The organism is Mesorhizobium sp. B2-4-17, assembly GCF_006441275.1.
In the GTDB taxonomy this organism is placed as follows: domain Bacteria; phylum Pseudomonadota; class Alphaproteobacteria; order Rhizobiales; family Rhizobiaceae; genus Mesorhizobium.
The window spans coordinates 1-11,735 of record NZ_VFUX01000059.1 but is presented as its reverse complement, the minus strand read 5'-3'; the positions used below and the strand labels follow the sequence as shown (position 1 = coordinate 11,735).

The following is an 11,735-nucleotide window of genomic DNA, read 5'->3' as shown; positions in this document are numbered from 1 at the left end:
GTCCATCAAATGCCGGGACTAAACACCTAGGGTCTTCGCGACGGAGCTCCGCTCCTGCTCCGCCCTAGGATGACGAAGTGAGGTTTGTTTCAGCCAATCGCAAAGTCTTCAAAATGCAACCGCCAAACTTAAAACATCCGCGATTGGCTTGGCTGTTTTTGTCTTCGTCATCCTAGGGCGAAGCAAGGAGCGCAGCGACGCGGCGCAGACCCTAGGATCCATGCCGCGACGTCGGCCGAAGAATACCAGCCTCCCGGTGCTTGCACGCCACTCGCCGTTCAACCCCCCAGCGCCTGTTCCAGATCCGCGATCAGATCGTCCGCGTTCTCGATCCCCGCCGACAGCCGCACCAGCGAATCCGATATGCCGATCTCGTCGCGTTTCTCGGCCGGGATCGAGCCATGCGTCATCAGCGCCGGGTGCTCGATCAGGCTCTCCACGCCACCGAGGCTTTCGGCGAGCGTGAACAGCTGCGTGCGCTCGAGGAAGCGCTTTGTGCCGGCGAGGTCGCGGTCGAGCACGGCGGTGATCATGCCGCCGAAGGCATGCATCTGCTGGACGGCGATGGCATGCTGAGGGTGGCTGCCGAGGCCGGGATAGATGACGCGGCGCACATCTTTTCGCGCTTCCAGCCATTGTGCGATCTTCAGGCCGTTAAACGAGTGGCGCTCCATCCTGAGTGCCAGCGTCTTCAAGCCACGCAGCGCCAGAAAGCTGTCGAACGGGCCCGAAATCGCGCCGATGGCGTTCTGAAGAAACTTCAGCCGGTCGGCGAGATCCTTGTTGTCGCCGACGACAGCCACGCCGCCGACCATGTCGGAGTGACCGTTGAGATATTTGGTCGTCGAATGGACCACGATGTCGATGCCGAGTTCCAGCGGCCGCTGGATATAGGGGCTGCAGAACGTGTTGTCGGCGACCGACAGGATGCCCTTGCGCCTGGCGAGCGCCGCGACGCCTTCAAGGTCGACGATGCGCAGCAGCGGGTTTGTCGGCGTTTCCACCCAGAGCAGTTTGGTTTCGGGGCGGATCGCGGCCTCCACCGCCGCAAGGTCGGTGAAGTCGACAAAGCTGACCTGCAAATTGGCCGAGCGCTTGCGCACCCGCTCCATCAGCCGGAATGAGCCGCCATAGATGTCGTCGGTGGCGACGACGTGGGCGCCGGAATCGAGCAGCTCCAGCACGGTCGAGATCGCCGCCAGGCCGGAGGCGAAGGCGAAGGCGGCCGAACCGCTTTCGAGGTCGGCCATCGCGCGCTCGAAGGCAAAGCGCGTCGGGTTCTGGCTGCGGGCATACTCGAACCCCTTGTGCACGCCGGGCGACTGCTGGCCATAGGTGGAGGTGGCGTAGATCGGCACCATCACCGCACCGGTCAGCGGATCGTGGCTCTGGCCGCCATGGATGGTGCGGGTGGAGAAGGCCAGGCGGTTTTTGCCCAATGGTGGTCTTGTCGATGTCATTTCGCGCGGCGCCTCAGATGGTTGATCAGGTCGATGCGGGTTATCAGGCCGACGAACTCGTCGCCGTCGAAGATGATGGCGACCTCGTTGCGGTCGAACACCGGCAGCAGCGCATCCAGGGTCTGGCTCGCCTGCAGCGTGTGCAGATTGGAGGTCATGGCGGTCCGCACCGGGCCGTTGAAGCGCTCCCAGCGCCCGTCATAGGGGCCGTCGACATGAGCCAGTATATCGCTTTCGTCGACGATGCCGATCAGCTTGCCCTCATCGAGCACCGGCAGCTGCGACACATCGGAACGGCGCATGCGGCCATAGGCGTTGAGCAGGCTTTCGTCGGGGCCGACATAGACGATATCGCCGGTGCGGGGCGAGCGCATAACGAGGTCGCGCAGGTCGCCATGCTGTTCATGATCGGCGAGACCTTGCTCGGCCAGCCAGATATCGTCGAACACTTTCGACAGATATTTGTTGCCGCTGTCGCAGACGAAGGTGACCACACGCTTGGGCGATGTCTGCTCGCGGCAATAGCGCAGGGCGGCGGACAGCAGCGTGCCGGACGACGAGCCGGCCAGAATGCCTTCCCGGGACAGGAGATCGCGCACCGCCAGCATGCTCTGCTTGTCGCTGACGGAATAGGCCTTCTTCACCAGCGACAGGTCGGCATTGGGCGGCACGAAATCCTCGCCGATGCCTTCGACGGTCCAGCTGCCGGCCTCTTCCATCTTGCCGGTCTTGATCAGCGGCGCCAGCACGGAACCGACGGGATCGGCGAGCACCATCTCGGTCTTCGGCGAGACCTCGGCGAAGTAGCGGCCGAGCCCGGTCAGCGTGCCGCCGGAGCCGACGCCGACCACCACCGCGTCGACATTGCCGTCGAGCTGCGAAAAGATTTCGGGGCCGGTCGTCGTCTCATGCGCCAGCGGGTTGGCCGGGTTGGCGAACTGGTTGGCGTAGAAGGCGCCGGGCAGCTCTCCCGCGATCTTCTCGGCCATGTCCTGATAATATTCGGGATGCCCCTTGCCGACATCGGAGCGCGTCATGCGCACTTCCGCGCCGAGCGCGCGCAGATGCTGGATCTTTTCGCGCGACATCTTGTCGGGCACCACCAGGATGATGCGGTATCCCTTGGGAATGCCGACCTGGGCGAGGCCAAGGCCGGTATTGCCGGCGGTCGCCTCGACGATGGTGCCGCCTGGCTTCAGCATGCCCTCTTTCTCGGCCGCCGCGATCATCGACAGCGCGATGCGGTCCTTGATCGAACCGCCGGGATTCTGGCTTTCGAGCTTGATGAACAGCCGGCACTTGCCGGTATCGAATCTGGTCAGCTCGACCACCGGCGTCTGGCCGATCAGGTCGAGAACCGATCTGTAGGGCGGCAGCAGGCGGGACGGTGCGCTTTCCGGGGAAACCCTGCCAGACGCGGCGATCTCGTGCTCGCTCATATCGATGCTCCATGATCAAGCGGCCGCCCAAGAGCGGAGCGGCAGCGTAGCCTCTTTTCCAGCCGTTTGTCGCGGGAAAGAAGATAGATCATGCCAATCACCCGGCCAGACGGGGAATGATGTTCCAGCTTGGAAGATGTTGCAGAGGCGCGCTGTCGCGTTGCCGTGCCGTCCCTCCAGCTTCCGAAGGAAATCAGCTTACCCAGGCAAGCGCCTGCTCAGCCGCGCGCACTGCACGCGGATGGCGATCTTGAAGACAAGGAGTGAGCGGCTCAGCCGCGCGGGCGGTTCGCCCACACCAACCCGGCCAGGCCGACCAGCATCGCGGCGAGGCCGATATAGAGCCATTGCGACTGGCCGGTCATGAAGCTGCCGCCGACCACTCCGATGCCTTGCAGCGACCACAGCGCGCCGATGGCGAGCACAATCAAGGCTAGCAGATTTTTGGTCAGTCTCATTGACGGGTCTCGCTTTCCCAGTCGATCGATTGCGGCGCCGTGGCGCGGATGAATGAGCCGAAGGAAGTGGGCAAATCTTGCCGGTTTCTACTTGGAGAATAATCGCGGATCTTGTAAAACGGATCTCCGATGTCGGTTGGAAGATCATCGGATTTGATTATCGGGCCGCCGGAAAATCCATGACAGACTGTTACCTGGTGACTCCAAACGTGTGCTCCCGCCATGGAACCGCCAGATCGCTGCCGTATTTCCCGCCTTATTCGGCACTTAACGGCTGGCGTCTGTCAAAAACGGAGCCATCCCCCAAATATGAAGACCAACAAACAAACCGCGCTTGTCGCGGTAACGCTCGCTGCTGGCCTGATGGTCGGCGCTTCCGCCACTTCGGCGACCGCGTCGGCCGGCCAGTGTGGCCGTGCCTCATGGTACGCGCTGCATTCGCGGACCGCATCGGGCGAGCGCATGAATCCCTCTGCCCTGACCGCCGCCCACCGCACCTTGCCTTTCGGCACCAAGCTGCGGGTCACCAACAAGAACAACGGCCGTAGCGTCGTGGTCCGCATCAACGATCGTGGTCCGTTCATCAGGGGTCGCGTGCTCGATCTGTCGAAGGGCGCCGCCAGCCAGCTCGGCTTCATCGGCTCCGGCCAGACCGCGATCTGCATGGCACGCGTTTGATGTTTCCTGTGTCCGGCATGAGGGGCCGGACACATTTCCTACACACTTCGCGACACACATTGAGCCGGCTCCGCCGTTCCGGTCGGGTTTTCAACACCTTGGACGAAAGAACCATTGGTCACGCCAAGTGACGTATTGCATCGCAGCAATTAGTTGTTAACCTCGCCGCGAGACATTTGAGGCTCGGCGCTGCTCGTCGTCCCTTTCGGTCGAGGCAGCAGCGGGGTTTTTGATGTTTTACCAGCTCTATGAATTGAATCACGCGGCTCTGCAGCCGGCGCGGCTTTATGCCGATGCGGTGCGGATGTTCTACTCCAACCCGCTCAACCCGTTTTCGCACACGCCCTGGGGCCGTTCGGTCGCGGCGGGCGCCGAGCTGTTCGAACGCACCACCCGCCGCTACGGCAAGCCGGCCTTCGGCCTGGGCAAGACCGTCGTCGATTGGAAAAGCGTCGAGGTCACCGAAAGGACCATCTGGTCGAAGCCGTTCTGCAATCTCGTTCGTTTCGAGCGTGCCGTCCCGGCCGGCCGCCGGGCGGACCCGAAGCTTCTCATCGTGGCGCCGATGTCGGGCCACTATGCCACGCTGCTGCGCGGCACGGTGGAGGCGATGCTGCCTTATGCCGATGTCCACATCACGGACTGGGTCGACGCCCGCATGGTGCCGCTGGCCGACGGCAGCTTCGATCTCGATGACTATATCGACTATGTCATCGACATGCTGCACACGCTGGGCCCGGATACGCATGTGATGGCGGTGTGCCAGCCTTCCGTGCCGGTGCTTGCGGCCGTGGCGCTGATGGAGACGAAGGGCGACCCCTTCGTCCCTTCGACCATGACCCTGATGGGCGGGCCGATCGACACGCGCCGCAACCCGACAGCGGTCAATCTGCTGGCCGAGGAAAAAGGCATCGGCTGGTTCCGCGACAACGTGATCATGCGCGCGCCCTGGCCGGTGCCGGGCTTCGGCCGCGAGGTCTATCCCGGCTTCCTGCAGCTCTCCGGCTTCATGAGCATGAACCTCGACCGTCACATCATCGCCCACAAGGACTTCTTCATGCACCTTGTGAAGTTTGATGGCGACAGCGCCGAAAAGCACCGCGACTTCTATGACGAATATCTGGCGGTGATGGATCTGACGGCGGAGTTCTACCTGCAGACCGTCGACACCGTCTTCGTGCGCCATGCCTTGCCCAAGGGCGAGATGACGCATCGCGGCACCAGGATCGATCCGTCCGCGATCCGCAACGTCGCCCTGTTCACGGTCGAGGGCGAGAACGACGACATATCGGGCCTTGGCCAGACCAAGGCCGCGCAGGATCTGTGCGTCAACATTCCGGCCGACAAGAAGGCCCACTATATGCAGCCGGCGGTCGGCCATTACGGCGTCTTCAACGGCTCGCGTTTCCGCTCCGAAATCGTGCCGCGCATCGTCGACTTCATCACCAGTTACGGCCGCCAGAACCGGGTTGCGGTGAAGCCGAAGCTGGTCCGCACGGCCAAGCGATAGGCAATTCCTGGAAAAGTCTGGCGGTATCGGCGCCCGATCCTGTTCTGTTGCATAATAGGCGCTGTCCCTGCCTGCGGGTAACCATGCTTGCAAATCGGACCGGCGTCTTGATTGACACGGACTGTAAATCGCCGTTAACTTTTCGTTAACAACAGGGCGAGCGGGGACAATGAACTCCTCAACGATGGCGCGAGGGCTGCGCGCGTGCGTGGCAGCCGGGCTGGCAATGGCGGGAGGCTGGGTGGCACCGGCTTTGGCGGCTGGAGCAATGGCGACCGGGGGCTTTACCTCGCAGCCGATCGGCCACTACGATTTCTGCAAGCTCAATCCCGGCGAGTGCTCGATCCGGCCGGCCGATCTGGCGCCGGCAATCCTGACCGACGGGTTGATGCGCAAGCTGGTCAACGTCACCACCAGGGTCAATGCCGCCGTCAAGCCGATGAGCGACATGGATGTCTACGGCAAGGACGAGGTCTGGGCCTATCCCGACAAGGGCGTCGGCGACTGCGAGGACTATGTGCTGGAAAAGCGGCGCCAGCTCGCCCGCATGGGCATGTCGCTTGCCGATCTGTTGATAACAGTCGTGCGCAAGCCCGACGGCGAAGGCCACGCCGTGCTGACGGTGCGCACCGACAGGGGCGACTACGTGCTCGACAATCTGAACGACAAGATCAAGCCCTGGGACCAGACCGGCTACCGCTTCCTCAAGCGGCAGGCGATCGACAATACCGGCCGCTGGGTCTCGATCCGCGACGACCAGCAGGTTTTGGTGGGGTCGGTGGAGTAAGGGCCGGAACCGCTTGAGCGGCGCCACCCCAGCCCTTCGTCATCCTAGGGCGCAGCAGTCGCGAAGCGACGTCGCGGAGACCCCAGGATCCATGCCGTGACACCAACATTGAACACGGCGGCCTAGGAACAGGCGCGGCTATATCACTACATTCTGCGCCGCTGCGGAGCTCGCAGGTCGCGGCATGGATCCTCGGGTCTGCGCGTCCGCTTCGCTCCCGCTCCGCCCGTGGATGACGAAACCGTGGAGGCTTCCGCCAATCTCTTGGGCCTCTGCCATAGCCGCACTGCCTTTGACTCACCGCTCCCTTTGGGGCCCTCCCGAAAATTTTCTCGCATCTCCGTGAACCAATTTGTCCCGCCCGGCGACACACAGCCGTGGACGACAGAACAAACCATGGAGATTTCAAATGACTGCTTTCCTGCGCAATACCCTTCTCGCAGCCGTCGCGGTATCGGCCCTGACCGGATCCGCTCTGGCTGGTCAGACCGACACGAGCTGCGTCAAGACCACGCTCAATGACCTTTGGGCCGGCCGTTGTTGTGGCACTGCAGGCGCCTCGGACTGCCTGGGCGGCGGCAACGGCCGCGACCATCATGACAATGGCCGCCCGGGCACCAATGGCGGCAACCCCAACGGCAGCACGGCCGGCAAGTATTGATCTCGCCACAATGCCCGCTGGATGCCGCCGGCGAGCATTGTCTTGCAATGAGCGGAACGCCCGGAATCCTGATGAAAACCAGTTACTTCAGCTGGCCCAGCGCCTTGCGGATCGACGCGGTGATGCGGCGCAGTTCCGCTTCGTCGAGCTTCTCGATGTTCTCGGCCAGCAGATTGGCAAGCTCGGTGGCGGCGGGACTTAGACCCGACGTGTCGAGTTTTACGCGCGGGTGCGAGGCTTCGGCCAGCCGCGCCAGTTCCTCGGCGTCGTCCCAGATGATGTTGAAATAACCGATGATCTTCTGGATCAGCGTCCAGGTCGGCGCGCCGCGCCTGCCATGCTCGAGCGCCGACAGATAGGCGGCGCTGACGCCGATCGCCGCCGCCATGTCCTTCTGGCTGACGCCGCGCTCTTTCCGCAGCGCCCGCAACCGCTCGCCCAACGGCGTCACGAAACCGTCCTCACGGCCGCACCCGCCGCAGCCGCACATAAAGCGCGCCGGACCCGCCATGGTTGCGGGCGGCGTGGTCATGGCTGGAGACCAGCGGCCGGAAAGCGGGCGTCGCCAGCCAGGCGGGCACCGCGCGCCGCAAGACGCCGTCACCGCCTGAGGAGGATCCCTTGCCCGTGATGACCAGCACATAGCGGACGCCGCCGGCATGCGCCCGGTGCAGGAACGAGAACAGCAGCGAATAAGCCTCGTCCTGGGTCATGCCGTGCAGGTCGACGCGGCCCTCGATCGGCAGCCGGCCTTTTGATAATTTGTCGAGCGTCGGCTCATCGAGCCGGTGCGTGACATGCTGGGCCTTCGGCTTGGCCGCCGCTGCATTGGCGGCGGGCTGGGCCGCTTGTGGCGTCGCCGGCCTGGCATTAGCCGTCATGTCGGGAATGTCGACCGCCGCCCGGCCCTTCAGCGGCTTGGCCGTGCGCGCCACCAGGTTCCACAGCACCCGGTCGTCCTCGCTGAGCTTGTCGGGGCGCCTGCTCATGATGCGCTTCCTGCCAGCGCGCGCGGCACCAGCGCATAGAAATCGGCGGCATTGCGCACCACGCCGGCGATCTCGCCAGCGGCATCGCCCGAACCGGCGAACAGATCGCCGCGCGCCGGTCCGGTAATGGCCGAGCCGGTGTCCTGCGCGATCATCAGCCGCCGGAACGGTTTCCCCTCGAAAGCGGTGAGCGTCGGTGCGTCGATGTAGAAAGGTGCGCCGAATGTGTGCAGCAGCCGGTCGACCGCGACCGAGCGGCCCGGCGTCAGCGGCACCTTGGCGGCGGCGATCGGGCCGAGTGCGGCGTCCTCCACATCCGCCTCGCGGAAGAAGATGTAGGAGCGGTTCCGCCACAGGATCTCGTCGATGCGCTCCGGATGCGCCTTGAACCAGGCGCGGATCGACTGCATCGTCACATCAGCCAGCGGGATTTCACCTGTTTGGCTCAAAATCTTGCCGGGCCCGGTGAAACGCTGGCCGGATTTGGCGGCGTAGGTGACGCGGCAAAGCCGGCCGTCGGTCATGGCAAGCCGCGCCGCCCCTTGCACATGGATGAAGAAGGCATCGACCTTGTCGGCCAGCCAGGCGATCTCCAGCCCCTGGCCGGAAAGCGCGCCGCGCTCGATCGCGCCACGGTCGAAATATTCCGCTAGCCCGTCCGCCCTCCGGCGCGCGAAAGCGAGATAGGGGTCCATTCCGGGCGGCCGGTTGGCGTCGTCGACATCGGCGAGATCGGCCGGCCGCGAAAGCAGCGGCACGACGAAACGCGCCGTCCGCACCGGCGAGGCCTCGACTTGCGGTTCGTAGAAGCCGGTGACGAGCCCGGCGCCGGTCTCGGCCCCAACCAGCGTTGGGACAACCAGCATGGGGACGAAATGGCGTTCGAAGAAGGCGCGGGCTTCCGATCGGCTGGCGCAAGAGACACCGCGCGCTTCGGCATAGGCCTCGGCGAAGGCACCGAAATCAACGCCGAGCGCGCCGCTGCGATAGGGTTTTACCGACGCATGGAAGGCGGACCGGCGAAAAGCCTCGAAGGCCGGCAGATGGTCGTCGTCGGCCCAGCCGGGAAGATCGTCAAAGGACTTTGCCGCGAAGGAAGGCGATAGCGACACCGGAGCCCGCCGCCTGTCTAAAGGACGTTGGGCTCGAAGAGCGTCATGCGACGCGCTTCAAGCCCAGGTTCTGATGCATGCCGTTGCCCCAAAACCGCTTCGCACTTTTGGGCGACATGCATCGGGGGCTCAGTCTTCTTCTTCGGTGGCGACGAGCTTCCAGTTCGGATCGCGCGAGCGCGTGTCGCGGGCGAAGGTCCAGACATCCTTCACCTCGGCCACGGTTTCGGGATCGCCGTCGATGACGGTGCCTGCCTTGTCACGCGTCGCCGAGATCAGCTCGCTGATGATGCGCAGCGTCACATGCGCCTCGCCGCCCTTCATCTCGGCCGAGACGATGTCGGCCTTGTCGATGCCGACGAAGGAAGACTGGATCTTCTCCGACTTGGCCTCGCGTTCGCTGATCGCGGCGACGAAGCCGTCATAGACCTCGCGCGACAGGAGATTCTTCAGCGTCTTTCGGTCGCCGTCGGCATAGGCCATGACGATCATCTCATAGGCCATCTTGGCGCCGTCGACGAAACCCTTCGGGTCGAAGGACGGGTCATTGTCCTTGATCGCGCGCAGGCCCTTGTTGAGATCGGTGTCGGGCTTGGCGAAGGCATCGATCGCGGCATAGGCGTCGGCCGGCGCCGGCTCGCCGGGCAGCCGCTTGCGCGGCAGCGAAACGACATTTTCAGGCTTCTGCGTGGCGTCCTTGTCGGTGCGCGCCGCCGTGTAGGGATCGAAGGGCGGCCGCTCGCTACCGGTCCGACGGCCCAGCACATTGCGCAGCTGGAAGAAGATCACCACCGCCGCGATCAGGAAGAAAATCGTGCCGAAGTCGAAGAAACCCATATCTTCCGCCAATCAATCCCTGTCTCTTGGCCGGACCGCCCGGCCCGGAGCCCACGGTCGCATAGCGTTCAATATCCAAAGCATATAGAACGCAAGGCGCAATCATTCAAATTAAAGGCAGGCATACCTATCTAACAGCCCCAGGGCCAGCGGCGATTGGTCGCCAACGGCCAAAACAATCGAAACGGCCAAACGACAGAAAAGGTTGGCAAGACTTGCGCATCTCCTTGCTACCCCTCTTCCTCCTCGCGCTTCCGCTGCTGGAAATCGCCGGTTTCGTCATCGTCGGCCGCGAGGTCGGCGCCCTGGCGACGGTCGGCCTGGTGGTCGCCTCCAGCCTTGCCGGCGTTTTGCTGCTGAGGCACCAGGGTTTTGGCGTCATGGCCCGCATCCGCGCCGAGATGGATGCCGGCCGCGACCCCAGCCGCCAGCTTGCCCATGGCGCCATGATCGTGGTCGCCGCGATCCTTTTGATCATCCCCGGCTTCATCACTGACATTATCGGCCTGCTGCTGTTCCTGCCGCCGGTGCGCGACCTTGCCTGGAGCAGGTTCAAGGGCCGCATCGTCGTGGCCACCAACTTTTCGCCAGGCGGCTTCCGCGGCCGGCCGCGCGACAGGGTCATCGACCTCGACGACGCCGACTATTCGCGCGAGGACGATCTGAAGCGCGGCCCCGATCACAACTCGCCCTGGCGGCGGCTGAAGGACGACTAGGTGGGCCTATCCTACGCTTCGTCATCCTGGGGCGGAGCAAGGAGCGAAGCGACTTGCGCAGACCCCAGGATCCATGCCGCGATCTCTGAACGCCGCTACGGTGGAAGATATCCACCCTGCCGCGCCGTTGTGAGGATCGAGCCGCCGTATTCCTTGGCCACGGTCACGGCATGGATCCCAGGGTCTCCGCGACGCCGCTGCGCGGCTGCTTCGCCCTGGGATGACGAGGTGAGAAGCAAGGCCGCAAACCTTGTCTTGTCATGCCGGCCATGGTAGCGAACGCCCGATTTCAATTCGGTCAGCAACGCTGCCCAGGCAAAAGGATATCAGGCTCATGGCCAGCAATGATGACGCGCCCGCCGGCGCCGCCAACGGAAACGGCAACGCGACGCAGCCCTCGCTCAACGTCCTGGCCCAATATGTTAAGGACCTCTCCTTCGAAAGCCCCGGCGCGCCGAATTCGCTGCGCGGCCGCGACAAGGCTCCCGGCATCGCCATCAATGTCAACGTCAACGCCAATCCGCTCTCCGACAAGCAGTTCGACGTCAATTTGACGCTGAACGCCAAGGCCTCCTTCGACCAGGAAGTGCTGTTCAACGTCGAGCTGGTCTATGGCGGCGTCTTCGCCATTTCGGGCTTCCCGCAGGAGCACATGCTGCCGATCCTGTTCATCGAATGCCCGCGCCTGCTGTTCCCCTTCGCCCGCCAGATCATCGCCGAAGCGACCCGCAATGGCGGCTTCCCGCCGCTGATGCTCGACCCGATCGATTTCGCGCAGATGTTCCAGCAGAAGATCGCCGAAGACCAGGCCGCCGCCTCCAAGACCCAGGTGAGCTGAGGCTCGGCTGACGGCATGTCCCGAAAAACCCGGCCTCTCGCCGGGTTTTTTGTTAGTGCCACCCCGTCCCTTCGTCATCCTAGGGCGCAGCAAGGAGCGAAGCGACGCGGCGCAGACCCTAGGATCCATGCCGGGACTCCAATGCGTCGCCACGGTCCAGAATTCCGCTCGCCGCGCTCCCCGGCCGATGTCACGGCATGGATCCTCGGGTCTGCGCGTCCGCTTCGCTCCCGCTCCGCCCGAGGATGAC

Annotated in this window: 13 protein-coding genes; 6 read left to right on the top strand and 7 right to left on the bottom strand. The window is 63.9% G+C overall.

From position 1 onward, the window contains the following. Nucleotides 1–278: 278 nt before the first annotated feature. The 3 genes from FJ548_RS29205 to FJ548_RS30115 form a co-directional block, all read right to left on the bottom strand. The gene (locus FJ548_RS29205) at nt 279–1,460 is read right to left on the bottom strand and encodes a PLP-dependent aspartate aminotransferase family protein (protein WP_140779719.1); all 1,182 of its coding nucleotides are present in this window, start codon (nt 1,458–1,460) and stop codon (nt 279–281) included. After that, entirely contained in the window at nt 1,457–2,899 is a 1,443-nt protein-coding gene (locus FJ548_RS29200; protein WP_140697587.1) for a pyridoxal-phosphate dependent enzyme, read from the bottom strand. Before FJ548_RS29200 ends, FJ548_RS29205 begins: the two co-directional genes overlap by 4 nt. A gap of 272 nt (nt 2,900–3,171) precedes the next feature. Next, entirely contained in the window at nt 3,172–3,357 is a 186-nt protein-coding gene (locus tag FJ548_RS30115; RefSeq protein WP_181168944.1) for a hypothetical protein, read from the bottom strand. Between the two features lie 309 nt (nt 3,358–3,666). On the opposite strand from FJ548_RS30115, the gene FJ548_RS29190 reads away from it, so the two are divergent. The 4 genes from FJ548_RS29190 (at nt 3,667) to FJ548_RS29175 (ending at nt 6,993) form a co-directional block, all read left to right on the top strand. After that, nucleotides 3,667–4,035, top strand: coding sequence for a septal ring lytic transglycosylase RlpA family protein (locus FJ548_RS29190; RefSeq protein ID WP_140613428.1), 369 nt, complete (start codon nt 3,667–3,669; stop codon nt 4,033–4,035). 232 nt (nt 4,036–4,267) lie between these two features. Beyond that, nucleotides 4,268–5,545, top strand: coding sequence for a polyhydroxyalkanoate depolymerase (locus FJ548_RS29185; protein ID WP_140613429.1), 1,278 nt, complete (start codon nt 4,268–4,270; stop codon nt 5,543–5,545). A gap of 169 nt (nt 5,546–5,714) precedes the next feature. Further along, nucleotides 5,715–6,332 (top strand): transglutaminase-like cysteine peptidase, encoded by a 618-nt coding sequence (locus FJ548_RS29180; protein ID WP_140613430.1) that lies wholly within the window; start codon nt 5,715–5,717, stop codon nt 6,330–6,332. A gap of 409 nt (nt 6,333–6,741) precedes the next feature. After that, nucleotides 6,742–6,993, top strand: a complete 252-nt coding sequence (locus tag FJ548_RS29175) for a hypothetical protein (RefSeq protein WP_140613431.1) — start codon at nt 6,742–6,744, stop codon at nt 6,991–6,993. An 82-nt stretch (nt 6,994–7,075) separates the two neighbouring features. On the opposite strand, the gene FJ548_RS29170 is transcribed toward FJ548_RS29175, so the two are convergent. The 4 genes from FJ548_RS29170 to FJ548_RS29155 form a co-directional block, all read right to left on the bottom strand. After that, nucleotides 7,076–7,444, bottom strand: coding sequence for a helix-turn-helix transcriptional regulator (locus FJ548_RS29170; RefSeq protein ID WP_140613432.1), 369 nt, complete (start codon nt 7,442–7,444; stop codon nt 7,076–7,078). A 10-nt stretch (nt 7,445–7,454) separates the two neighbouring features. After that, entirely contained in the window at nt 7,455–7,982 is a 528-nt protein-coding gene (locus FJ548_RS29165) for a Smr/MutS family protein (RefSeq protein ID WP_140779717.1), read from the bottom strand. After that, nucleotides 7,979–9,094, bottom strand: a complete 1,116-nt coding sequence (locus FJ548_RS29160) for a murein transglycosylase A (protein ID WP_140779715.1) — start codon at nt 9,092–9,094, stop codon at nt 7,979–7,981. Before FJ548_RS29160 ends, FJ548_RS29165 begins: the two co-directional genes overlap by 4 nt. Before the next feature lie 129 nt (nt 9,095–9,223). Further along, nucleotides 9,224–9,931 carry a Tim44/TimA family putative adaptor protein gene (locus FJ548_RS29155; protein WP_140779713.1) on the bottom strand — a complete coding sequence of 236 codons (708 nt, stop codon included), beginning with the start codon at nt 9,929–9,931 and terminating at the stop codon, nt 9,224–9,226. Between the two features lie 215 nt (nt 9,932–10,146). Here FJ548_RS29155 and FJ548_RS29150 point away from each other — a divergent pair, with 215 nt between their 5' ends. Then, a complete protein-coding gene (locus FJ548_RS29150) occupies nt 10,147–10,647 on the top strand; it encodes an FxsA family protein (RefSeq protein WP_140779711.1) in 501 nt (166 codons plus the stop codon). A gap of 334 nt (nt 10,648–10,981) precedes the next feature. After that, entirely contained in the window at nt 10,982–11,485 is a 504-nt protein-coding gene (gene secB, locus FJ548_RS29145; protein ID WP_140613437.1) for a protein-export chaperone SecB, read from the top strand. Nucleotides 11,486–11,735 lie beyond the last annotated feature (250 nt).

Excerpts from the sequence above, each read along its gene's own strand:
- FJ548_RS29205 (WP_140779719.1), bottom strand. The coding sequence starts at position 1,460 with ATGACATCGACAAGACCACCATTGGGCAAAAACCGCCTGGCCTTCTCC.
- FJ548_RS29200 (WP_140697587.1), bottom strand. The coding sequence starts at position 2,899 with ATGAGCGAGCACGAGATCGCCGCGTCTGGCAGGGTTTCCCCGGAAAGC.
- FJ548_RS30115 (WP_181168944.1), bottom strand. The coding sequence starts at position 3,357 with ATGAGACTGACCAAAAATCTGCTAGCCTTGATTGTGCTCGCCATCGGC.
- FJ548_RS29190 (WP_140613428.1), top strand. The coding sequence starts at position 3,667 with ATGAAGACCAACAAACAAACCGCGCTTGTCGCGGTAACGCTCGCTGCT.
- FJ548_RS29185 (WP_140613429.1), top strand. The coding sequence starts at position 4,268 with ATGTTTTACCAGCTCTATGAATTGAATCACGCGGCTCTGCAGCCGGCG.
- FJ548_RS29180 (WP_140613430.1), top strand. The coding sequence starts at position 5,715 with ATGAACTCCTCAACGATGGCGCGAGGGCTGCGCGCGTGCGTGGCAGCC.
- FJ548_RS29175 (WP_140613431.1), top strand. The coding sequence starts at position 6,742 with ATGACTGCTTTCCTGCGCAATACCCTTCTCGCAGCCGTCGCGGTATCG.
- FJ548_RS29165 (WP_140779717.1), bottom strand. The coding sequence starts at position 7,982 with ATGAGCAGGCGCCCCGACAAGCTCAGCGAGGACGACCGGGTGCTGTGG.
- FJ548_RS29155 (WP_140779713.1), bottom strand. The coding sequence starts at position 9,931 with ATGGGTTTCTTCGACTTCGGCACGATTTTCTTCCTGATCGCGGCGGTG.
- secB (WP_140613437.1), top strand. The coding sequence starts at position 10,982 with ATGGCCAGCAATGATGACGCGCCCGCCGGCGCCGCCAACGGAAACGGC.